This window comes from uncultured Kocuria sp. (genome assembly GCF_947500125.1).
In the GTDB taxonomy this organism is placed as follows: Bacteria; Actinomycetota; Actinomycetes; order Actinomycetales; family Micrococcaceae; genus Kocuria.
On record NZ_CANMRA010000013.1, the window covers coordinates 49,673 to 72,384 of the forward strand.

Consider the following 22,712-nt stretch of genomic DNA (forward strand, 5'->3'; position numbering starts at 1 on the left):
CCAAAACCGCAGGTCGTGCCGCTCTTTCGCACCACCTTAGACCTCTGGTCGAAGGTGAGGGCGCGCATCGTCCGTCAGCGCACCACGGGCCGCGTCGGGCTCGACACGTCGTAGGTCTCGACCCCGCTGCCGGCGCCGCGCGCCTCGACGAGCTCCCGCAGCACCTGTGACTTGAGCTCGCTGTCCTCGGCGGTGCCCCACACGACCGTGCGGCCGTCGGTGAAGGCCAGCTCCACCGAGGACAGGGACTCGGCCGAGGCGGTGCGCAGCTGGGCGAGCACGGACTCGGGCAGGGCGGCCAGGACGTCGGCGATGGCGTCGAACCGCTCGCTCTCGAGCACGTCGCGGCCGCCCGTGACGACGGGGACGCCCGCCTCCTCCGCCGAGCCGGCGGTCATCAGCGCGACCCCCTCCGAGTCGACGACCACGAACTCGTCGCCGTCCTCGATCGCCGCCACGGGCACGCGCTCGTGCAGCGCCACCACGAGGTGGTGCGGGGGCTCGAGCAGCACCTCGATGGAGCGGACCTGCGGGATCCGGCCCACCCGCTCCCGCACCTCGTCCTTGGAGATCCGGGTCAGCGGGACGCCCCGGTAGACCTCGAGCGCGGACTCGACGCGGGCGGGGTCCGTCAGTTCGGCCCCGCGCACCGAGACCTCCCGGACGGCCAGGGCCGGGGAGAGGAACAGGACGCCGGCGAGCACCGCGAGGGCTGCGAGCACCCCGAGGACCGCAGCGATCCGGCGGCGCCGGCGCCGGGCCGCCGGGGAGGCGGGAAAGGCGACGACCGTGGCACCGGCCGCGGTGGAACCGGCTGCCGGGGAACCGGCTGCGGTGGAGCCCACCGCAGTGGAACCGGCCGGCGGGGCACCCCCCACGGTGGAACCGGCGGCCGTGGCACCCACCGCCGTGGAACCGGCCCGTGCGGGCTCGTCCTCCGGGGGGACGCGGGAGGCGGTGAGCGTGCGCGAGGCGGACCGCTCCTGCCGGTGCCGCCGCCACGCGCTGAACCGCCCGCCGGCGGCCGGGACCTCCTCGAGGTCGTCCTCGTCGGCCAGGGGCGTGACCTTGGTGCCGTCGTTCACGCGCACCCGGCCGCCCTGCGGTGCGGCTCCTCCGGGGGTGCCGGTTCCGCCGGGGTCCGTGGTCCCAGCCGGAGGCCGGACCCCGGGGCCGGCCGGCGCTCCGGGGACGCGCTCCGGGGCGCTCCCGTCCACCGTCGCGGGGGGCTGGTCCTCGCCGTCCCCGGCGGAGTCCCCCAGCCGTGGCTGGGGCGGGCGGCCGTGCCGGCTCATCAGCGGGCTCCGAGGCGGTCCACGAGCCGGGGGCCGAGGGCGGTGACGTCCCCGGCGCCCACCGTGAGCACCAGGTCCCCGGGCCGTGCGGCCCGGGCGGCCTGGGCGACCGCGTCGGCGCCGTCCGGGACGTAGCGGACGTGGGCCGGGGCACGGTCGGTGACGATCTCGCTCGTGAGGCCGTCGACGGGCTGCTCCCGCGCGGCGAAGATGTCGATGACCAGGGCCTCGTCCGCCAGCGCGAGGGCGTCGGCGAACTCGGCCGCGAACTCGCGCGTGCGGGAGAACAGGTGCGGCTGGAAGATGGCGATCACCCGGTGCCCGGCCGCGACCTCGCGCGCCGCGGTGAGCGCGGCGACCACCTCGGTGGGGTGGTGGGCGTAGTCGTCGAAGACCCGGATCCCGCCCACCTCGCCGCGCAGGTCGAAGCGCCGGGCGGAGCCGTGGAACCCGGCCAGCCCGCGCACCGCGTCCGCGGGCGGGACGCCGGCCTCGACGGCCACGCAGAAGGCAGCGGTCGCGTTGAGGACGTTGTGCCGGCCCGGCACCGCGAGCTCGAGCCGCTCCTCGCGGCGGTCCGCGCCCTCGCCCAGCACCAGCGTGCTGCGGGTGCGCAGCCCGTCGGCCTCCCCGGGGAGCACCTGGACGTCGGACCCCGGGTCCGTGCCGTAGCTGACGACGCGCCCGCCGGCGGCCCGGTGGCGCTCGGCGAGCGCCCGCGAGCCGGGGTCGTCCTGGCAGGCCACGAGCAGCCCGTCCCCGGGCAGCGTCGCGGCGAACTCGTCGAAGGCCCGGAAGAAGGCCTCGCGGGAGGCGTAGTAGTCGAGGTGGTCGGGCTCGATGTTGGTGACCACGGCGATCCGCGGGCCGTACGCCAGGAAGGAGCCGTCCGACTCGTCGGCCTCCGCCACGAACCACCGGCCCGTGCCGAGGGCCGCGTTGGAGCCGAGGTCGGCCACGTGCGCGCCGATGGCCCAGGAGGGCTCCAGTCCGGCGGCGTGCAGCGTGACGGCGGCCATGGCGCTGGTGGTCGTCTTGCCGTGGGTACCGGCGACGGCCACGACGTCGCGCCCGTGCATCGCGGCCGCGAGGGCCTCGGAGCGGTGGAGCACGCGCAGCCCGGCGGCCCGGGCGGCGGAGTACTCGGGGTCCCCGGGCGGGATGGCGGTGGACACCACCACGGTCTGCGCCCCGTCGACGTTGCCGGCGTGCTGGCCCACGTGCACGGTGGCGCCCAGGTCCTGGAGCTGTCGCAGGGCCGGGGAGTCCTGCCGGTCGGAGCCGCTGACCGGCACCCCGCGGGCGAGCATGAGCTTCGCGACGGCGGACATCCCCGCCCCGCCCATGCCGATGAAGTGCACCCGGCCCAGCAGGCCGGGGTCGGTCTCGTGCTCAGCGCCCACGGGGGACCTCCTCGAGGATCAGCCGTGCCAGCACGGTGTCGGCGTCCCGCACGCCGTGGCCGCGGCTCGCGGCGGCCATCGTCGCGAGCCGGTCGGGGTCGGCCAGCAGGGGGTGGACGTGCCCGCGGTACCAGTCGGGCGTGAACGCGTCGTCGGCGACGAGCTGCGCCGCGCCGGCCGCCACGAGGGAGGCGGCGTTGAGCGCCTGCTCCCCGTTGCCGACGGGCAGCGGGACGAACACGGCGGGCAGGCCGACGGCCGCGACCTCCGAGACGGTCGCGGCGCCGGCGCGGGCCACCAGCAGGTCCGCCGCGGCGTAGACGCGCTCCATGCCGTCGACGTACTCGACCTGCACGTAGCCCGGGGCGCTCAGCGGCGTGCCGTCCTCCCGGGTGAGCTGCTTGCCCCGGCCGGTGACGTGGAGCAGCTGGTGGCCGTGCTCGGCGACCTCCTCGGCGACGCCGGCCACGGTCCGGTTCATGGCGAGGGCGCCCGAGGAGCCGCCGGTGACCACGACGGTGGGCAGGTCCGGGTCGAGCCCGAAGGACCGGCGGGCCTCGGCGCGCAGCGCCCCGCGGTCCAGGCGGGAGATCTCCCGGCGCATGGGCATGCCGACGGTCACGGCGCCGCGCAGCGGGGTGCCGGGGAACGCGGTGGCCACGGTCCTGGCCCAGCGCGCGCCCACCCGGTTGGCCAGGCCCGGCCGGGCGTTGGCCTCGTGGACCACGATGGGCAGTCCCCGGCGGGCGGCGGCCAGGTAGACGGGGGTGCAGACGTACCCGCCGACGCCGAGCACCACGTCGGGCCGGACCCGGTCCAGGATCTCCCCCGCCTGCCGCACGGCGCCGAGGAGCCGCCCGGGCAGCCGGACGAGGTCCACGGAGGGCCGGCGGGGCAGCGGCACCCGGTCGACGAGCTCGAGCTCGAGACCTGCCTGCGGGACGAGCCGCGTCTCCATCCCGGACGCGGTGCCCACCGCCGTGAGCCGGGCCTGCGGGGCCTGCTCCCGCAGGGCGGCGGCCACGGCCAGGAGGGGGCTGACGTGCCCGGCGGTGCCCCCGCCTGCCAGCAGGACCGACGGCGCTGGGCCGCCGGGAGTGGGTTCGGACGGTGTCATGCGCGATCCTCGTTCGGGGTGCGGGGGCGGGGGGTGCGGGTGGGGACCTGGATCCGGCGCGGCAGCCGGGTGAAGGACATCACGACGCCGACGGCCGCGAGGCTCATCAGCAGCGACGACCCACCGTAGCTGATGAATGGGAGGGGGATGCCGATCACCGGCAGCACACCGGTGACCATGCCGATGTTGATGAACGCCTGGCCGACGAGCCAGGTGACGATGCAGGCCGTGGCGATCCGGACGAAGCTGCTGCGGGCGCGCAGGATGACCCGGGCCATCGCCAGGGCCATGACCGCGAACAGGGCGAGGATCAGCACCGTGCCGAGCAGGCCCAGCTCCTCGCCGATGATCGAGAAGATGTAGTCGTTGTGCGCCTCGGGGACGTAGTTGTACTTGAGCCGGGACTGGCCCAGCCCCACGCCCCACCAGCCGCCCGAGGCGAGGGCGTTGAGGCCCTGCTCGGCCTGGTAGCAGGCGTCGGTGGCCCCGCACTCGCCGAAGAGCCAGCCGGTGATCCGGTCCACGCGGTGGGGCGCGGTGACGATGGCCAGCGTGCCGGCCAGGGCGGCCCCGGCGGCCGAGACCGCGAACAGGCGCAGCGGCGCCCCGGCGAAGAACAGGGCGGCCGCGTAGATCAGGACGAAGACCAGCGCGGTGCCCACGTCGTCGCCGAGCACGATCATCAGGGCGGGCACCCCGATGCCCAGGCCCGAGGGCCACAGGGCCTGGCGCCAGTCCCGCACGGCGTCGCCCTGCCGGGCCAGGACCATCGCCAGCCAGATCGCGACGGCGAGCTTGGCGGCCTCGGACGGCTGGAAGGACTGTCCGCCCACCACGATCCAGTTCCGGTTGCCGTTGATCTCCTGCCCGAGCGGGGTGAAGACGAGCGTCAGCAGCAGCACGGCCAGGATCAGGAGACCGGTGGCGCCCCTGCGGTACCACGCGGTGGGCACGAAGGACAGGGCGAACATCAGGAGCACGCCCAGCCCCCCGAAGGTGGCCTGCTTGACGAAGTAGGAGTACGCGGACTCCTGCGCGGAGATGGACTCCACCGCCGAGGCGGAGAGGACCATCATGATCCCGATGGCGGTGAGCAGCAGCACGGAGCCGGCCAGCGCGTAGTAGGAGTGGATGAGCGGACCGTCCACGAGGGCCCGCCAGAAGCGGCGCGCCCCGCCGAGGGAGCCCCGGGCCGTCTGCGCGATCCCCGGCCGCTCCCGCACCTGGGTCACGAGAGCCGTCCCACGAGGTCGGCGACCTCACGGATGAACGCGTCGCCGCGGTGGGCGTAGGAGCTGAACTGGTCCATCGAGGCGGCCGCCGGGGCCATCAGCACCGTGTCGCCCTGCTGTGCGACCTCGTGGGCGAGCCGGACGGCCTCGCCCATCACGGCGTCGCCCGCACCGGGGCCGGGGCGTTCGGCGGTCCGCAGGACGGGGACCTGCGGGGCGTGCGCGGCGAGCGCGGCCAGCAGCGAGTCGTTGTCCGTGCCGATGAGCACCACGGTGCGCAGCCGGCCCGCGTGCCGGGAGACGAGCTGCTCGTAGGAGACGCCCTTGGAGAGGCCGCCGGCGATCCACACCACGGAGTCGAACGCGGACAGCGCGGCGTCGGCCGCGTGCGGGTTGGTGGCCTTGGAGTCGTTGATCCACATCACGCCGTGGGTCGTGGCGACGGCCTGGATCCGGTGGTCGCCGGGCTCCCAGGAGCGCAGCCCGTCCCGCACGGCCTCGGGCGGGGCGCCGGCCGCTCGGGCGAGCGCCGCGGCGGCCAGGGCGTTGGCCACGCCGTGGGGCGTGGGGATGGGGCCGGTGTCGGTGATCGAGGCGAGCTCGAGGGCGGAGCCGCGCCGGTCGTCGAGGAAGGCGCGGTCCACGAGCAGGTCCTCCACGACGCCGAGCATGCTGACGTCGGGGCTCTCGAGGGTGAAGCCCACGGCCCGGCAGCCCTCCACGACGTCGGCCTCCTCGACCATGCGCACGGTCTCGGCCTGCTGGGCGTTGTAGACGCAGGCCACCCGGGTGTTCTCGTAGATCCGGGACTTGTCCGCCACGTAGTTGTCGTAGCCGCCGTGCCAGTCCACGTGGTCCTCGGCCACGTTGAGCACCACGGACGCCAGCGGCGACATCGAGGACGTCCAGTGCAGCTGGAAGCTGGACAGCTCCACGACGAGGACGTCGTGCTCCACCGGCTCGCGCAGCGCATCCAGGATCGGGGTGCCCACGTTGCCGACGGCGGCCGTGGTCAGCCCGGCGGCCCGCAGCATCGACGCGGTCATCCCGACCGTGGTGGTCTTGCCGTTGGTGCCGGTGATGCACACCCACTCGGCGGTCCTGCGCCCGGCGCGCTCGCGGACCCGCCAGGCGAGCTCCACGTCGCCCCAGATCTGGATGCCCTCGGCGGCCGCGGCGGCCAGCAGGGGGTGCTCGGGCCGCAGTCCCGGGGAGGTGACCACGAGGTCGGGGCGGGCGCCCTCGACGTCGGGCACGGTCTCCTGGCCGCGCTCCCCCAGCAGGACGTCGGCGGCGCCCACGATCCGCAGGGTGTCGGCCTTCGCCCGGGTCTCGGGGGTGTCCGCCCCGTCGACGACGACGACACGGGCGCCGAGCTCGATCAGGGTGTCCGCGGCGGCGAAGCCCGAGAGCCCGATCCCGGCCACGACCACGCGCAGCCCGGACCAGTCCGCGTCCCACGTGGTGAGCCCGGCCAGGCGCGGCCGGTCCAGGACGGGGTTGTCGTTGCTGGCGTGGATCATTGGATCATTCCTCCGTGGGAGAGCAGCCAGTCGCCGTAGAAGACGCCGAGCGCGGCCGCGACGAACAGCCCGGCGATGATCCAGAAGCGGACCACGATGGTCACCTCGTTCCAGCCCTTGAGCTCGAAGTGGTGCTGCAGCGGCGCCATCTTGAAGATGCGCCGGCCGCCGGAGAGCTTGAAGTAGCCGACCTGCAGGATGACGGAGACCGTGATCACCACGAACAGCCCGGCGATGAGCACGAGCAGCAGCTCGGTGCGGGTGAGCACCGCGAACGCGGCGAGCGCGCCGCCGAGCCCGAGGGAGCCCGTGTCGCCCATGAAGATCTTCGCCGGGGAGGTGTTCCACCACAGGAATCCCACGAGCGCCCCGACGAGGGCCGCGGCGGTGAGGGCGAGGTCGGCGGCGTCGCGCACCTCGTAGCAGACCCCCTGGGCCACGGACCCGCAGAGGTGGGTGTTCTGCCACATGGCGATCAGCAGGTAGCCGCTGAACACGAGGATGGACGCGCCGGTGGCGAGGCCGTCGAGGCCGTCGGTGAGGTTCACGGCGTTGGTCGTGGCCGTCGCGATCAGGTTCACCCAGATCACGAAGAGCACCGCCCCGACGGCGGTGCCCGCGAACGCGAGATCGAGGGCGGTGTCCCGGGTCACGGAGATCGCGGAGGACGCGGGGGTCGTGCCCTGCGGGCCGGGCACGAGCAGCACGAGCAGCGCGAACGCGGTGCCGATGAGGCCTTGGAGGACGATCTTGCCGACGGCGCTGAGCCCGAGGTTCTGCTTCTTGGCGATCTTCTTGTAGTCGTCGATGAAGCCGACGAAGCCCATGCCCAGCATCAGCAGCAGCGCGGAGAGCCCGGAGAGGGTGACGCCGCCGTAGGCCGGCCACAGGATACCGGAGATCAGGTGCGTCAGCCCGTAGGCGAGCACCACGGAGCCGAGGATCGCCACCCCGCCCATGGTGGGCGTCCCGCGCTTGGTGTGGTGGCTGGTGGGCCCGTCGTCCCGGATGAACTGGCCGTAGCCGCGCCGGGCGAGGAACTTGATGAACGCCGGGGTCCCGAAGAGGGACAGCACCAGGGCGAAGCAGGCCGCCATGAGGATCTGGATCATGCCGGCTCGTTCCCCTCCGCCGAGGGTCCCGGGGTGGTGGGCCTCCCGCTCGGGTCGAGGGAGGCGTTGACGAAGGGGCCGGCGGAGAGCCAGTGGTCGCCGTGCGCCGGGGCGTCGTTGCCCGGAGCGGGTCCGCCGGCGCGGTTCCCCGCGGCGGCCGCCACCCGGTCCCCCAGGACCGCCAGGCCGGCGGCGTTGGAGGACTTGAAGAGCACGACGTCACCGGGTGCGAGCTCCTGGCGCAGGATCTCCTCCGCGTCCTCCGGGGTGGCCGCCCAGGTCGCCTCGTTGCCCCACGAGCCCTCGAGCTGGGCGGCGTCGTACACCGGCCGGGCCAGGTCGCCGACCGCGACGAGCTTCGAGATGTTCAGCCGCACGACCATGCGGCCCAGGGTGTCGTGCTCCTCCACCGTGCTGTCGCCGAGCTCGAGCATGCCGCCGAGCACCGCCCAGGTGCGGCGGGGCGCGGAGCCCCCGGAGCCGCGGCCCAGCTGGGCCAGGGTCTGCAGCGCGGCGCGCATCGACTGGGGGTTGGCGTTGTAGGCGTCGTTGATCACCGTGACCCCGTCGGCCCGTTCGGTGCGCTCCATCCGCCACCGGCTCGCGGCGCCCTGGGCGTTGAGCGAGGCCGCGATCCGCTCGGGGGCGACCCCGGCCACGAAGGCGGCGGAGGCCGCCGCGAGCAGGTTGGACACGTGGTGCTCCCCGATGAGCCGGGAGACGATCCCGTGCTCGGAGCCGTCGGGGAAGTGCAGGCGGAACTCCGGGTTGCCGCCGGGCCCGAGCCGGATCCCGGAGGCGTGCACCCGGGCGGCCGGGACGTCGGGCAGCGCGTTCGCCGGGGACTCCCCGAAGAACAGCACGGGCGCGGCGGTGCGGCGGTGCATCTGGCGGACCAGGACGTCGTCGTCGTTGAGGACCGCCACGCCGTCGGCCCGCAGCGACTCGACGAGCTCGCCCTTGGCGCGGGCGATGTTGGCGACGCCGCCGAACTCGCCGGCGTGGGCCGAGCCGACGCACAGCACCACCCCGACGTCGGGGCGGACCATCCGGCACAGGTAGTCGATGTTGCCGATCTTGGTGGCGCCCATCTCGATGATGAGGAACCGGGTGTCCGCATCGGCCTCGAAGACGGTCAGCGGCACGCCGACCTCCCCGTTGTAGGAGCGGCGGGGCGCGACCGTGGGGCCCTCGGCGGCGAAGATGCCCCGCAGGAGGTCCTTGGTGGTGGTCTTGCCGACGGAGCCGGTGACGGCGATGACCTTCACCTCGTGGTCGGCGCGCAGCTGGGCCACGACCCAGGCCGCGAGCCGGCCCATCGCCTCGACGACGTCGGGGACCAGCACGCCCGGGTAGGTGACGCCCGCAGCGTCGGTGACCTCGCGCTCGACGAGGGCGAGCACGGCGCCGGCGGCGAAGGCGGCGCCCACGTACTCGTGGCCGTCGGTGACCTCGCCGGGCTTGGCGACGAACAGGGTCCCGGGACGCGCCTCGCGGGAGTCGGTGGCGACGTGGTGGACGACGGTCGTCCCGTCGGCGGTCCCGACGGTGCGCCCGCCCGTGACCTGCGCGAGCTGTGCGGCGGTGAGTGCGATCATCGATTCTCCCAACGGTCCTGCTGCCCGTCGGCCAGCGCGGCCCGCAGCTCTTCCCTGTCGTCCAGCGGGTGGTCCACGCCCCGGATCTCCTGGACCGTCTCGTGCCCGCGGCCGGCCACGAGCACGGAGTCGGCGCGCCCCGCCATGGCCACCGCGGCGCGGATCGCCACGGCCCGGGGCTCGAGCACGAGCACCTCCTGGGCCCTGGCTCCGGCGTCGCGGGCCGCGAAGGCCCCGGCGGCGACCTCGGCCCGGATCCCGCCGGGGTCCTCGTCGTGCGGGTCGTCGTCGGTGACGATCACGACGTCGGCGTGCCGGGCGGCGATCTCGCCCATGATCGGGCGCTTGGACCGGTCCCGCTCGCCCGTGGCGCCGAAGACCACGATGACGCGGCCGTCCCCGTCGGGCGGCTCGACCGCGGTGAGCGCGCGGCGCAGGGCGTCCGGGTTGTGCGCGAAGTCGACGACGGCGGTCGGCTGGGTGCCGATGAGCTGCATCCGCCCGGGCACGTCCGTGGTGAGGGGGTCCGCCTCGTCGAGCACGCGCTGCACCTCGGCGGCGTCGACCCCGGAGGCCACGACCATGACCACGGCCAGCGCGGCGTTGGCCACGTTGAAGTCGCCCGGCAGGGCCGTGGACACGCGCAGCGTCCGGCCGTCCCGGTGCCGCAGGGCGAAGGAGTGGCCGATCCCGCGCCGGGTCAGGGAGGTCAGGGTCCAGTCCGCGCCGTGCCGGCCCGGTCCGGCGTCCCGGTCCCCCGGCACGCCGCCGCGCAGCGCGATCGTGTCCACCAGGTCCGTGCCGAGCTGCTCCCGGGCGTGCTCGGCCATCCGCAGGCCCCAGGCGTCGTCCTCGTCCTGGACCACCACGACGGCCCGGCGGGTCCGCTCCGGGGTGAACAGCTGGGCCTTGACCGCGAAGTACTCGTCCATCGACCCGTGCAGGTCGAGATGGTCCTGGGTCAGGTTGGTGAACCCGGCGACGTCGAAGCGGACCCCGTCCACCCGGTGGAACTGCAGGGCGTGGGAGGAGACCTCCATGGACGCCGCCGTGATCCCGCGCTCGCGCATGAGCGCGAGCAGCGCGTGCACGTGCGGGGCCTCCGGGGTGGTCAGCCGGGAGGGGATCGACTCCTCGCCGGCGAGGATCTCGATCGTCCCGATCAGCCCCGTGCGGTGGCCGAGGGCGCGGAGCACCGAGTTGGTGAAGTAGGTCGTGGTCGTCTTGCCGTTGGTGCCCGTCACCGCGAACAGTGCCGGGGCGGTCCCGTCCTCCGGCCGGGAGCCGTAGACGCGCGCGGCGATCGCGCCCACGGACCGGCGGGGGTCCGGGGCCTCGACCACGGGCAGCCGGATGCCGGCCTCCCGGAGGATCCCGGCCCCTTCGGCGTCGGTGAGCACCGCGGCGGCGCCCGAGCGCTCGGCGGCCGCGGCGAACCGGGCGCCGTGGGTGCGGGCTCCGGGCAGGGCCGCGTAGAGGTCGCCGGGCCGCAGCTGCCGGGAGTCCAGGGAGATGCCGGTGACGTCCATGGCGCGGGACGGCGCGGTCCCGCCCGCGAGCCGGGCGGTCTCCGCGAGGCTCAGCGGCCGGGGCCGGGCGGGGCGCATCGTCTGCGCGTCGTGTCCCTGTTGGGCTGTCGCGTCCATCAACGTCCTTCGTGGTCTGGTCGGCGGGGGGGGTGGTCCGCCGGGAGCGGGGGGTGCGGACCCGGGGGTGGCCGGGCACGGCGATATGGAAGTCTAGTCGCCCTCGTCGTCCCGCCGGGACGCGGCCGGGGCGGGAGCGCCGGCCGCGGGGGCCCCGGGCCCGGCCTCGGCGTCGGACGCGACGTCGGTGTCCTCCGGTGCCTCGACGCCCGGCGGGGTGTCCACCGGCGCCGTCCCCTCGGCCTCGTCCTCCTCCTCGGGGTCGTCCGTGCGCAGCGGGATCTTCACCGGCTCGGTCGTGGAGGGAGGGACGTCGTAGTGGCGCAGCACCTGACCCATGATCCTGCTGAAGGTGGGGGTGGTGCCGATCGCGCGGACGTCGCCCTGGGGCCGCTGGAGGGTGACCGCCACGAGGTACTGGGGGTCCTCGACGGGGGCGACGCCCACGAAGGAGGTGGTGTAGCCGTCGTAGCCGCCCTCGGGGCTGGGCGCCTCGGCGGTGCCGGTCTTGCCGCCCACGCGGTAGCCCTCCACGGCGGCCTCCTTGGCGCCGCCCTGGGTGACGGTGACCTCCATCATGTCGAGCACCTGCTGCGCCGTCTCCTCGGAGACGACCCGCTCGCCCTCGGGCCGCTCGACCGGGGTGCTGGTGCCGTCGGGCCCGATCACGGACTCGACGACCCGCGGCTCCACCTGGACCCCTCCGTTGCCGATGGCCTGGAAGATCGTGGCGGTGCGCAGCGGGGTCTGGGCGACGCCCTGACCGAAGAGCACGGTGTACTGCTGGCGCACGTCCCACTGGTCCGCGCTCGTGAGGATGCCGGGAGACTCCCCCGGCAGCTCGATCCCCGTGGTCTCCCCGACGCCGAAGCGCTGCATCCACTCGTGGCGCTGCTCCGGGGAGAGCTTGCCCCCGACCAGGACGGTGCCCGTGTTCATCGAGTCGGCGATGATCCCGGCGAACGTGCGCTGCTGCTCGCCGTGGTCGAAGGCGTCGGTGATCTTCTGCCCCTCGATCTCCAGGAACGGGGGCACGGTGATCTCCGTGCGCGGCGTGACCACGCCCTCCTCCACGGCGGCCGCCGCCGTGAGGATCTTCTGGGTGGAGCCGGGCTCCACGGCGTTCTGCACGGAGCGCACGCCGAGGTCCTCGGGGTCCGCCGAGCCGATGTCGTTGGGGTCTACCGTCGAGGAGTCGGCGAGCGCGAGCACCGCGCCGTCCTCGATCCGCATCACCACGGCCGTGCCCCACTCGGCGTCGAGCTCCTCGGCGCGCTCCATGACGGCCTGCTGGGCGAAGAACTGGACGTCGCTGTCGATGGACAGCTGCACCGAGGAGCCGTCCTCCACCGGGCTCTCCTCCTGCGGCGCCACCGGGATCCGCACGCCGTCGGCGCTGATCTCGAAGGTCCGGCTCCCGTCCGTGCCGCGCAGCAGCTCGTCCTGGGTCTGCTCGATCCCGCCGAGCGCCTCGTCGTCCCCACCCATGAAGCCGACCACGCTGCCGCCCACCGGACCGTTGGGGTAGATGCGGTCGGAGGACGTCTGCCCGTACACGTAGGGCAGGCCGAGCTCGCGCACGGTGTTCCACTGCTCGGGCGTGACCCCGCGGGCCACGTACTCGAACTGCTTGTCGCCGTCGAGGGCGTCCTTGACCTCGGTGTCCTCGAGCTCGAGGGCGTCGGCGAGCTGGTACACCGCCTGCGTGGGGGTCACGGTCTCCGTCGTGCCGTCGGCCAGGGGGCGTGCGAACTCGCGCACCAGGGACTGGTCGACCGTGACGTCGTAGCGCTGCAGCGTGCGGGCGAGGACGTTGCCGTGGGTGTCCCGGATCTCCCCGCGCAGCGCGGGGACGACCTCGGTGCGGGACCGCTCCCCCGCGGCGGCCTCGGCCCGGCCGGCGGCGTCGAAGCCCTGCACCCACACGAGGCGGAGACCGAGGACCACCAGCAGGCCGAGCACGAGGACGACGCCGATGTGGCTGCGGCCGATGCCTCGGGCGCCGGGGGCGTCACCGGTGGACGTCGAGCGTGCGCGTGCCACGTGAATGCCTCGTTCCTGGTTGCGACTGGGGGGATGTCCGGGGGCTGCTGCCGGCGGGTGCGGGGGCCGGTGCCCGGTTCACTCCCCGGGCGTGCGCTGCGGCGGGGCCGGGAGGGACCCGCCGCCGGCCTCCGCGCCGCCGGCCGGCGCGGCGTCCTCGCCGGCCCGGCGCTCGGCGTCCACGCGCTCCTGCTCCGCCTTCTCCCGCTCGCGGACCTCGGCGCGCTGCGCGGCGCGGTCCGCGGCCTCCGAGCCGGTCTGGTTGGCGTGCTCGACCAGGATCTCGTGGTTCTCCTGGGGCTGCGCGGGGAGCGGATCGCCCTCGACGGTCCCGTTCGTGAGGTCGACCGTGCCCGAGTCCCGTGCGGGGACCATGCCGAGGTCCGTCGCCATCACCGCGAGGTTCTGCGGGGCGTTGTAGAACTCGAGGTCCTGGGTGAGCGCCTCGTTCTGCTGGCTGAGGGCCTGCTCCTGGGCGCGCAGCTCCACGAGCCGGTACTGGCCGCCGGAGATCTGGATGTTCAGGACCAGGATGGAGGCCAGCGCCACCACGAGGGCCACGAGGCTGAGCACCACGGTGGACACCCGCTGCCGTCGCGCCCGGCCCGGGACCACGGACAGCGGTGCCCGGGTGGACCCGGTCGGCTCCTCGGTGTGCGGGGCGGGGCTGCTCAGCTGGCGGGCGGACGTGCCCTCCACCGGGGGGCGCTGCCCGCGCCGCCCGGCCCAGGCGCCGATGCCCGTGCGCGAGGCGGCCGTCCGTGCGGGGCGTCGCTGGAGTCCGGTTCCGCTCATGCCGTGTACCTCTGCGCGTTCTGTGCTGTGGGGGGAGTGTGCTCTCTGATGCGCTCTACCGCGCGCAGTCGCGCGGAGGCAGCCCGGGGGTTCTCGTCGATCTCGCGGAGGGTGGGGGTCTCCGTCCCCCGGGTCAGCACCCGCAGGGTGGGCTTGTGCTGGTCGAGCTCCACGGGGAAGCCCTTCGGCGCCGTGGAGGTGGCGCCCCGGGCGAAGGCCTGCTTGACGATCCGGTCCTCCAGGGAGTGGTAGCTCATGGCCACGACGCGGCCGCCGACGGGCACGGCGTCGAGGGCCGCCGGGATCGCCCGGCGCAGGACGTCGAGCTCCTCGTTGACCTCGATCCGCAGCGCCTGGAACGTCTGTTTCGCCGGGTGCCCCTTCCGGTGCTGGGCCGCCTGGGGCACGGCCCCGCGGACGACCTCGACGAGCTCGCCCGTGGTCCGCAGCGGGGTCCTCGCCCGCTGCTCCACGATCGCGCGGGCGATGCGCCCGGCGAAGCGTTCCTCGCCCCAGTCCCGCAGGATCCGGCGCAGGTCCGCCTCGCTGTAGTCGTTGACCACGTCCTGGGCCGTGACGGGCGCCGTGGCGTCCATGCGCATGTCCAGGGGGGCGTCGTAGGAGTACGCGAAGCCGCGCTCGCGCTCGTCGAGCTGCAGGGACGAGACCCCGAGGTCGAAGAGCACCGCGTCCGCGTGGTCGAACCCGTGCTGGGCGAGCGCCTCCGGGATCCGGTCGTAGGTGGTGTGCACGGGGTGGAACCGGTCCCCGAACGGGGCCAGCCGCGCGCCGGCCAGTGCGTGCGCCTGGGGGTCCCGGTCGATGGCCACCAGCTGCAGACCGGGGAAGCGGCGCAGCAGCGCCTCGGAGTGACCGCCCATGCCCATCGTCGCGTCCACCGCCACGGCGCCGTCCTCGCCGAGCGCGGGAGCCATCAGGTCGAGGCACCGCTCGAGCAGCACGGGGACGTGGAGCTGCTCGGCTGGGCGTTGCGCCATGGGCCCTCTCTTCGGCGGTCGACGGTGGATCGGTCTTCGGTGGCCGGCGCCGGGTCGACGCCGTGGTGCGGCGGCGGGCCTTCCAGGATCAGAACCCCATCCGCTGGCCGTCCCTCGAATCCGGCCTGGCTCAGGGGAAGGTGAGTCAGGACGGTGACGGCTGTGCGGCTGGAGATCTCATCCGGGAAACGGCCTCGCGTGCTCCGCGGTGGTCTCGGCGGCCCTGTGCTCAGAAGAGCCCGGGCACCACTTCCTCCTCGGTCTCGGAGAAGACGGCCTCCTTCTCGTTCAGGTAGTCGTTCCAGGCCTGGGCGTCCCAGATCTCGGCCCGGCTGCCCGCCCCGATGACGGCGAGCTCCCGGCCCAGCCCGGCGTAGTCCCGCAACGGCGGCGGTATGGTGACTCGGCCCTGCTTGTCCGGGACCTCGTCCGAGGCGCCCGAGAGAAAGACCCGGATGTAGTCCCTGGCCTGCTTCGAGGACAGCGGTGCCGCCCTCAGCTGCTCGTGGACCCGTTCGAACTCACGGACGCTGAACACGTAGAGGCACCGTTCCTGACCACGGGTCAGGACGAGTCCCTCCGCCAGCTCCTCCCGGTACTTCGCCGGCAGGATCAGGCGGCCCTTCTCGTCGAGACGGGGTGAGTACGTTCCGAGAAACATGCTCACCGCCTCTCCAGCCCGAGAGTTCTCCCAGATCCATCTCTTCGCCCCACTTTACTCCACTTCACTCCCCGGTCAACGAACGAGGGGCCCGTGCGCCGCGGCGTGGCGCGGCGCACGGGCCCCTCGTCCGGCGTCGCCCCAGGTGGGCGCGGCCGCGCGCCGGCAGCCCACCGGTGGGGCGTCGTGGCGCTCGGCGTGGGGCGTCGTGGCGGACGCGGTGGCGGGCGACCGCGCGGGGCGCCGTGACGGACGGCGCGCGGGGCAGGGCGGAGCACCGTGGAGGACCCGGTGGTGGACCGCGGGGAGGACAGTGGAGGACCCGGCGGAGGGCAGCGGGCCGGGCGGGGTGGAGCGCTGTGGAGGACACAGTGGCGGACGCGGTGGAGGACGGCGGGGAGGACGGTGGAGGGATGGCGCACGAGTCGCGCGCCGGGCACCAAAAAGCTCCCCGGCGGTGCACCGGGGAGCTGGTCGGACGCCGCGGGCCGAGCGGCGGCACGGTGGTGGGAGGTGGAGGGACCTGGCGGAGCGGTCCGCGGGGATGGTCCGCGAGTGCGGTGCCCTGGGGGCCGTGCCCTCCGTGCGGCTCCGCGCGCCGGCGGGGCCGGTCAGGTGGACGGGCCTCCGGAGTTGCGCTGGTCCCAGCGCTCCTCGAGGTTCTGCAGGAAGGGAGAGGAGCGGCGGGGCGGGCCGCCCTTGCCGCTCTCGCCGCCGGGGCGCGGCTTGCCGGAGCGCATCGTGGCGACGTAGACACCTGCGCCCATCACGACGAAGCCCAGGACCCCCACCAGGATGGAGTCGATGACCACCCCGCCCAGGAGGACGAGCAGACCGACGACGGCGATCACGATCCCGAGGACGATGTTGCGGGTGGAAGCACCCCTGACGGCACGGGAGCCCATGCTCGTCACGAACCTCGGGTCGTCCGCGTGGAGCTGCTTCTCCAGCTGGGCTAGGAGCTGTTGCTCGTGCTCGGACAGTGGCACGGTATGCCTCCTCATCCTTCGGGTGCGGATTCCCCGGCTGTTCCGGCGCCGCCTGCTACCAGGATAGACCGTCGGGTGCGGATTTGGCACCGCGCACACGGCTGTCAACAGCCTCCGAGTTGCCTTCCGGATTCCGTGGTGCGGGCGGCAGCAGGCGGGCGGGTCCGAGGCGTTCGGCGCCGAAGCGGGCGTGCACCCGGTCCATGGCCTGCTCGGCGGCCCCCCACTCCTCCTCGCGGCCGTCCAGGCTCAGCTGCAGGGCGTCCGTGGCGGGCTCCAGCCGCTCGGCCCGGACCCCGATGAGCCGGACCGGCTGGGGCCGGCTCCCGAGCTCCTCGAGCAGGCCCACGCCGTGCTCGAGGAGGTCGTGGGCCGAGGTGAAGGGGTGCTGCAGCGTCCGCGAGCGGGTGATGGTCGTGAAGTCCGCGTAGCGCACCTTGAGCCCCACCCGGCGGGCGCGCAGCCCCTGGCGGCGCAGCCTTGAGGCGGTCCGGTGGCTCAGCCGCAGCAGGGCCTCGTGCAGCACCCGGTCGTCCGCGACGTCCCGGGGGAAGGTCTCCTCCGCGCCCACGCTCTTCTCCTCCCGGACCGGCTCGACCGGACGGGGGTCGCGCCCGTTGGCGAGCTCGTGCAGGTGGTGTCCGGCGGCCCGGCCGACCAGGCGGGTCAGCATCGGCACCGGGGCCGCCGCGAGGTCCCCGACGCTCCGGAGACCCGCCCCGGTGAGCGCCTCGGCCGTGCGCCCGCCGACGCCCCACAGCGCCGAGACCGGCAGCTCCGCGAGGAACGCGACGGTGTCCTCGGGCTGGACGAGCAGCAGACCGTCCGGCTTGGAGCGGGTCGAGGCGATCTTCGCGACCGTCTTGTTGGCGCCGATCCCCACGGAGGCGGTGAGCCCCAGCTCGGCCTGCACCCGGGCGCGCAGGCCGCGGGCGATGCCCACCGGGGGGCCGAGCCGCCGGACCGCGCCGGCGACGTCGAGGAAGGCCTCGTCCACGCTGATCTGCTCCACCCGGTCGGTGATCTCCCAGAACATCGCCATGACCCGGCGGGAGTAGGACTCGTAGGCGTCCCGGTGGGGCTCGAGCAGCACGGCCCGGGGGCACATCGCCCGGGCCCGCGCCAGGGGCATGCCGGAGCGCACGCCGAACTCCCGGGCCTCGTAGGAGGCGGACAGGACGACGGAGCGGTTGCCCGCCCCCGCCACGATGACGGGCCGTCCCCGCAGCCGCGGGGCCGCGAGCAGCTCCACGCCGACGTAGAACATGTCCATGTCGACGTGCAGCACGGCGCACGCCCGCCAGCGGTCCAGCCGGTCCTTCGGCGTCTCGTTCACCGTGTCCTCCTCCCGGGTCCGGCACAGCATAGCCCTCGGCGCGGACATCCCGGCCGCCGTGCGGGCACCGGTCCGGGCGCCGCGCCCACGGCCCCTCCGCCGGGCCTTCGATAGGCTGGGCCGGACATCTCGGACGGCCGCCGGCGGCCGTCCGCCACCGCCCCGAGACCGAGGTCGAGCCACCCATGACGTGCCCGCCGCTCCCGCACCGCCCCGACGCGCCCTCCGGCACCGCGCCGCAGGCCCGCCCCGAGGACGCCTTCCGCGCCGAGGACGAGCGGTTCGTGGCCCGGCTGCACGAGGAGCTGGAGGAGTTCTTCGGGCGGCAGCGGACGGTGCTGGGCGGGATCTCGGCGGACGCCCTCCCGCTGCTGGACGCGGTGGCCGGGCTCTCCGCCGGCGGCAAACGGCTGCGCGCGCGGCTGTGCTACTGGGGCTGGCGGGCGGCGGGCGGCGATCCGGAGGACCCGGCCGTGGTGCGGGCCGGCGCCGCGCTCGAGCTCTTCCAGTCCGCCGCGCTCATCCACGACGACGTCATCGACCGCTCGGACACCCGCCGGGGCGCCCCCAGCGTGCACCGCCGGTTCGAGACCGCGCACGCGGACCGCGGCTGGGCGCTGGACGGTGCCGCCTTCGGCGTCGCCGCCGCGATCCTCTCGGGAGACCTGTGCCTGTCCTGGAGCGAGCAGCTGTTCGCCGCGGCCGCCAGCACGGCGAGCGGCGGCCACCGGGCCCGGGCGGTCTTCGACCTCATGCGCTCGGAGGTGATGGCCGGGCAGTACCTCGACGTGCAGGGCGAGGTCGCCGGCGGGGGCCAGGACCGGGACGGCGCCGTGCAGCGGGCCCTGGACGTCATCCGGTACAAGTCGGCGAAGTACTCGGTGGAGCACCCCGTGGTGCTCGGCGCCGCCCTGGCCGGGGCGGCGGAGCCGGTCCTGGAGCGCTGCTCCGCGTTCGCGCTGCCCCTGGGCGAGGCGTTCCAGCTGCGCGACGACGTCCTGGGCGTGTTCGGCGACCCGGCCGCCACGGGCAAGCCCGCCGGCGACGACCTGCGCGAGGGGAAGCGGACGGTGCTCGTGGGCTTTGTCCGCACGCGCGGCAGCGAGGCGCAGATCGCGCGGCTCGAGGCGGCCCTGGGCCGGCCGGACCTGACGGAGGAGGACGTCGAGGAGCTGCGCGCGCTCATCACGGCGTGCGGCGCCCTGGGCTCCACGGAGGCGCTCATCGACGGGCTCAGCAGGGAGGCGTTCGCGGCGCTGGACCGGCTCGGGGCCGACGCCGTGCCCATGGCCGCGCTGCGCGGTCTCGCGACGGCCGCGGTCCGGCGCTCGTCCTGAGCCCGGCGCGCCGGCCCCGCCGGCGGGGACGGCGCGCCGGTCAGCAGCGGGTCACCAGGCCAGGGCCTGCGCCCGGCGGCGGATCTCCGTCTTGCGCCCGTCCCGCAGGGCGTCGACGGGACGGCCCGGCAGGGACTCGTCCTCGGTGAACAGCCACGTGATCGCCTCGACGTCGGTGAAACCGGAGTCTCGCAGGACCGCCACCGTGCCCTTCAGGGAGTCGACCACGGCACCGTCCAGCAGGAACGCGGCGGGCACCCGGCGGATGCTGTCGTGCGGGTTGCGGACGGCGAGGAGCGTCCCGTCGTCGACGAGACCGTGGACGCGGGTGACCACGAGGCCGAGCTGCTCGGCGACGTCGGGCAGGGGCAACCACTCCTGGACGAGACCGTCCAGGCGGTCGAACTCCTCGGTGCTAATTCCGGATGTGTTCTTCACGCCCCCAGAGTGCCACGTCCGCCGGTGCCCGTGCCACGCGGGCCTGCCACGGTATGCTCGACCCGCGGAGCCGGCTGAGACCTCCGCACCTTCCCCGATCAGCGTCAGAGAGCCCCTTCATGCCGTATCCCCCCGACAGCGACACGACCGACCCGAACGACGCACCCCGCCGCTCCGCCACCGGGTCCTCCCCGGTGCCGGACGACCGCTCCCCCGGCTGGGCCCGCCGCGCCCGCACCGGCTCGGCGGTCACCGCCGTCGCCGCCCTGGCCGCACTGGGCGGGGGCACCGTGGCCCACGCCGCCCCCGCGCAGACGGCCCAGGTGAGCGCGGCGCCTCTGCTCGCCGGCCAGACGACGGCGAAGACCCCGGTGCACACCGTGTCCCCCGGGGACTCCCTGTGGGCGCTCGCCCAGCGCCACGGCGTCGCCGTGGACGAACTCATGCGGTGGAACGACCTCTCGGGCGCGGCGCTGCTGATGCCCGGGCAGAAGCTGCGCCTCTCCGGCGGAGCCGCCCCGGCGGCCGAATCCTCGGAGAAGGCCGCCCCGCCGGCCGAGGACCCGCCCCGCACCGACCACGTCGTGCGCTCCGGCGACTCGCTGTGGAGCATCTCGCAGAAGCACGGGGTGCCGGTCCAGGCGCTCCTCGACGACAACGACCTCACGGTCAACTCCCTGCTGCGCCCGGGACAGCGGCTGTCGGTCGCCGCGCCGGCGCCCGCCGCGGTGCGGACCGCCACGACGCCGGAGCCCCGGCCGGAGCAGGAGCGCGCCGTCGGCGACACCTTCCTGGGCCGCACCTACGAGGACGGCGTGGTGGTCTCCGCCAACCGCCACCACGAACAGCTCAGCTCCCGACCGGCACCGTCCCGGGAGGAGATGCGCAGGCTGGTCCACGAGACCGCCGTGCGGATGGGCGTGGACCCGGCGCTCGCCCTGGCGCACGCCTACCAGGAGTCGGGCTTCGACCACCGGGCCGTCTCCCCCGCGGACGCCGTGGGCACCATGCAGGTCATCCCGGACGCCGGGGACTGGGCCTCGGGCCTCGTGGGCCGGGAGCTCGACCTGCTCGACCCGCAGGACAACGTCACCGCCGGCGTGGCCATCATCCGGCAGCTGGGCCGCGCGGCGCCGAGCACCGACGTGGCCATCGCCGCCTACTACCAGGGCCTGCACGGGGTGAAGAAGTACGGGATGTACGACGACACCAAGCAGTACGTCAAGAACGTCAAGTCCCACCGCAAGCGGTTCGGTCCGTGACCTCCGACCCAGCGAGCGCACAGCGCCCCGCCCTAGGCTGAGCCCGTGCAGCACGCGCTCCCCGACCACCTGACCGGGACCCTCCTCGAGGGCCGCTACGAACTGGGTCCGCGCATCGCCCGCGGCGGCACCGCCACCGTGTACCGGGCGGTGGACACGCGCCTGGAGCGGGTCGTGGCGGTCAAGCTCATGCACGGCCACCTGGCGGAGGACCCGGCCGCCGCGGACCGGTTCGTGCGGGAGGCCCGGGCGGCGGCGCGGCTGTCCCACCCCCACGTCGTCTCCGTGCTCGACCAGGGCCACGCCCCGGACGGGGTGCCCTACCTGGTCATGGAGCACGTCGAGGGTTCGACGCTGCGCGACCTCCTGCGCCGGCGCGGCGCCCTCCCCCCGGGCGAGGCGCTGGCCCTGCTGGAGCCGGTCCTCGACGGGCTCGCGGCGGCCCACCGGGCAGGGCTGGTGCACCGTGACGTGAAGCCGGAGAACGTGCTGATCGCCGGCACCGGCCGGGTGACCGTCGCGGACTTCGGTCTCACCCGCGCCGTCGACCAGCACACGGCGACCGGGACGGTGCTGGGCACGGTGGGCTACGCCTCGCCGGAGCTCGTGACCGGGCGGCGGGTGGACACCCGGGCGGACGTGTACTCGGCCGGCATCGTGCTCTTCGAGCTGCTGACCGGCCGTCGCCCCTTCGAGGGCGGCCCCGTGGCCGTGGCCCGCGCCCACGCGGAGGGCGCCGTCCCGGACCTGCGCACCCTCGACCCCGGCGTCCCGGCCGGCGTGGCGCGGCTCGTCGCCCACGCCACGGCACGGGACCCGGAGCTGCGCCCACCGGACGCCGGCAGGTTCCTCGAGGAGCTGCGGACGGTCCGGGCGGGACTGCGCCCGGCCGAGCTCGACCGCCTCCCGGCACCCCGCGCCGTGCACGGCGCCCCGCCCGGACCGCCCGCCGCACGGGACAGCGGTCCCACGACGGCGCTGGACCCGGATGCCAGGACCACGACGGCGCTGGACCCCGCCGTCGCGCCCACCGAGGCCCTGGGCCCGGCGGCCGCCCCCACCGAGGCCCTCGGCCCCGCCGTCACCCGGACCGGGGTGCCCCGGCCCCCGGGCGCCCCCGCCGGGGCCGGCGCCCCGGCGGGGTCCGGCCTGCCCCCGCCCGCCCCGCTCCCGAGGGGCTCCTCCGACCCCTGGCGTCCCGCGATCGAGCTGCGCCCCTCCCGTCCCCTGCACGCAGCGGGGACGCTGGCCCTGGTCGCGCTCGCGGTGGCCGCGGCGGCGTTCCTGGGCTGGCTCCTGGGCTCCGGCCCGGGCGGGACCGTGAGCGTGCCGGACGTGCGGGGAGCGGGTCCCGAGCTCGCGGAGCAGTACCTGGCCGGTGCCGGTCTCGACAACGTCGCCGTGCACGAGACCGCGGACCCGGTGGCCCCCGCCGGCACCGTGCTCGGGACCGACCCGCAGGCCGGCGCCACCGTGCGGGCCGCGGAGCAGGTCGTCCTGCTGGTCTCGACCGGCCCCGAGCGGACGACCGCGCCGGACGTCACCGGGATGACGGAGGAGGACGCCCGGGCGCGCCTGGAGGACGCCGGGCTGACGGCCGGCACCGGGACCGCGGTGCCCGACGACGCCGCCCCCGGGACCGTCGTGGGCCAGCACCCCGAGGCGGGCACGGCGGTGGCCGCGGGCACGGCGGTGGATCTCGCGGTCTCCCGCGGGCCCCGCGCCGACACCGCTCCCGGGGTGCTGGGACGGCCCGTGGACGAGGCGGTGCAGGTCCTCGCGGAGGCGGGCTACACGGCGCGGATCGAGGAGAGCCTCGGTGCGCCCTTCGGCTACGTGGTGGCCCAGACGACGGACGGGGCCGAGGTCGTCCTGACCGTCCTGTAGCGGACGGCCGGTCCGGCCCCGGCCCCGTCGGCCCGGTCCT

Annotated in this window: 18 protein-coding genes; 3 read left to right on the forward strand and 15 right to left on the reverse strand. The window is 75.1% G+C overall.

Annotated features, from left to right (window positions below):
* Positions 1-74: 74 nt before the first annotated feature.
* The 14 genes from Q0817_RS10365 to dinB form a co-directional block, all read right to left on the reverse strand.
* Positions 75-1,295 (reverse strand): cell division protein FtsQ/DivIB, encoded by a 1,221-nt coding sequence (locus Q0817_RS10365; RefSeq protein WP_298586817.1) that lies wholly within the window; start codon positions 1,293-1,295, stop codon positions 75-77.
* Entirely contained in the window at positions 1,295-2,698 is a 1,404-nt protein-coding gene (murC, locus tag Q0817_RS10370) for a UDP-N-acetylmuramate--L-alanine ligase (protein ID WP_298586819.1), read from the reverse strand. Before murC ends, Q0817_RS10365 begins: the two co-directional genes overlap by 1 nt.
* The gene (murG, locus tag Q0817_RS10375) at positions 2,688-3,815 is read right to left on the reverse strand and encodes an undecaprenyldiphospho-muramoylpentapeptide beta-N-acetylglucosaminyltransferase (RefSeq protein ID WP_298586821.1); all 1,128 of its coding nucleotides are present in this window, start codon (positions 3,813-3,815) and stop codon (positions 2,688-2,690) included. Before murG ends, murC begins: the two co-directional genes overlap by 11 nt.
* The gene (ftsW, locus tag Q0817_RS10380) at positions 3,812-5,047 is read right to left on the reverse strand and encodes a putative lipid II flippase FtsW (protein WP_298586825.1); all 1,236 of its coding nucleotides are present in this window, start codon (positions 5,045-5,047) and stop codon (positions 3,812-3,814) included. The genes murG and ftsW overlap by 4 nt, the downstream gene beginning before the upstream one ends.
* Positions 5,044-6,570 (reverse strand): UDP-N-acetylmuramoyl-L-alanine--D-glutamate ligase, encoded by a 1,527-nt coding sequence (murD, locus tag Q0817_RS10385; RefSeq protein ID WP_298586828.1) that lies wholly within the window; start codon positions 6,568-6,570, stop codon positions 5,044-5,046. Before murD ends, ftsW begins: the two co-directional genes overlap by 4 nt.
* A complete protein-coding gene (gene mraY, locus Q0817_RS10390) occupies positions 6,567-7,682 on the reverse strand; it encodes a phospho-N-acetylmuramoyl-pentapeptide-transferase (RefSeq protein ID WP_298586831.1) in 1,116 nt (371 codons plus the stop codon). Before mraY ends, murD begins: the two co-directional genes overlap by 4 nt.
* A complete protein-coding gene (gene murF / locus Q0817_RS10395; protein ID WP_298586834.1) occupies positions 7,679-9,280 on the reverse strand; it encodes a UDP-N-acetylmuramoyl-tripeptide--D-alanyl-D-alanine ligase in 1,602 nt (533 codons plus the stop codon). The genes mraY and murF overlap by 4 nt, the downstream gene beginning before the upstream one ends.
* Entirely contained in the window at positions 9,277-10,926 is a 1,650-nt protein-coding gene (locus Q0817_RS10400; protein ID WP_298586837.1) for a UDP-N-acetylmuramoyl-L-alanyl-D-glutamate--2,6-diaminopimelate ligase, read from the reverse strand. The genes murF and Q0817_RS10400 overlap by 4 nt, the downstream gene beginning before the upstream one ends.
* Before the next feature lie 93 nt (positions 10,927-11,019).
* Positions 11,020-12,969 (reverse strand): penicillin-binding protein 2, encoded by a 1,950-nt coding sequence (locus Q0817_RS10405; RefSeq protein WP_298586840.1) that lies wholly within the window; start codon positions 12,967-12,969, stop codon positions 11,020-11,022.
* A gap of 78 nt (positions 12,970-13,047) precedes the next feature.
* Positions 13,048-13,764 carry a hypothetical protein gene (locus Q0817_RS10410; protein ID WP_298586843.1) on the reverse strand — a complete coding sequence of 239 codons (717 nt, stop codon included), beginning with the start codon at positions 13,762-13,764 and terminating at the stop codon, positions 13,048-13,050.
* Positions 13,761-14,762, reverse strand: a complete 1,002-nt coding sequence (rsmH, locus tag Q0817_RS10415) for a 16S rRNA (cytosine(1402)-N(4))-methyltransferase RsmH (protein WP_298586846.1) — start codon at positions 14,760-14,762, stop codon at positions 13,761-13,763. Before rsmH ends, Q0817_RS10410 begins: the two co-directional genes overlap by 4 nt.
* Before the next feature lie 229 nt (positions 14,763-14,991).
* A complete protein-coding gene (gene mraZ / locus Q0817_RS10420) occupies positions 14,992-15,423 on the reverse strand; it encodes a division/cell wall cluster transcriptional repressor MraZ (RefSeq protein WP_298586994.1) in 432 nt (143 codons plus the stop codon).
* A 611-nt stretch (positions 15,424-16,034) separates the two neighbouring features.
* A complete protein-coding gene (locus Q0817_RS10425; protein ID WP_298586850.1) occupies positions 16,035-16,412 on the reverse strand; it encodes a DUF3040 domain-containing protein in 378 nt (125 codons plus the stop codon).
* 55 nt (positions 16,413-16,467) lie between these two features.
* Positions 16,468-17,748, reverse strand: a complete 1,281-nt coding sequence (gene dinB, locus Q0817_RS10430) for a DNA polymerase IV (RefSeq protein WP_298586853.1) — start codon at positions 17,746-17,748, stop codon at positions 16,468-16,470.
* Between the two features lie 185 nt (positions 17,749-17,933).
* On the opposite strand from dinB, the gene Q0817_RS10435 reads away from it, so the two are divergent.
* The gene (locus Q0817_RS10435) at positions 17,934-19,085 is read left to right on the forward strand and encodes a polyprenyl synthetase family protein (RefSeq protein WP_298586856.1); all 1,152 of its coding nucleotides are present in this window, start codon (positions 17,934-17,936) and stop codon (positions 19,083-19,085) included.
* 51 nt (positions 19,086-19,136) lie between these two features.
* Here the strand turns inward: Q0817_RS10435 and Q0817_RS10440 are convergent, their stop codons facing one another.
* Positions 19,137-19,523, reverse strand: coding sequence for an Rv2175c family DNA-binding protein (locus Q0817_RS10440; RefSeq protein WP_017833699.1), 387 nt, complete (start codon positions 19,521-19,523; stop codon positions 19,137-19,139).
* Between the two features lie 119 nt (positions 19,524-19,642).
* Between Q0817_RS10440 and Q0817_RS10445 the strand changes: the two genes are divergently transcribed.
* Both Q0817_RS10445 and pknB read left to right on the forward strand, forming a co-directional pair.
* Entirely contained in the window at positions 19,643-20,785 is a 1,143-nt protein-coding gene (locus Q0817_RS10445; RefSeq protein ID WP_298586864.1) for a LysM peptidoglycan-binding domain-containing protein, read from the forward strand.
* A 45-nt stretch (positions 20,786-20,830) separates the two neighbouring features.
* The gene (gene pknB, locus Q0817_RS10450) at positions 20,831-22,672 is read left to right on the forward strand and encodes a Stk1 family PASTA domain-containing Ser/Thr kinase (protein WP_298586867.1); all 1,842 of its coding nucleotides are present in this window, start codon (positions 20,831-20,833) and stop codon (positions 22,670-22,672) included.
* Positions 22,673-22,712 lie beyond the last annotated feature (40 nt).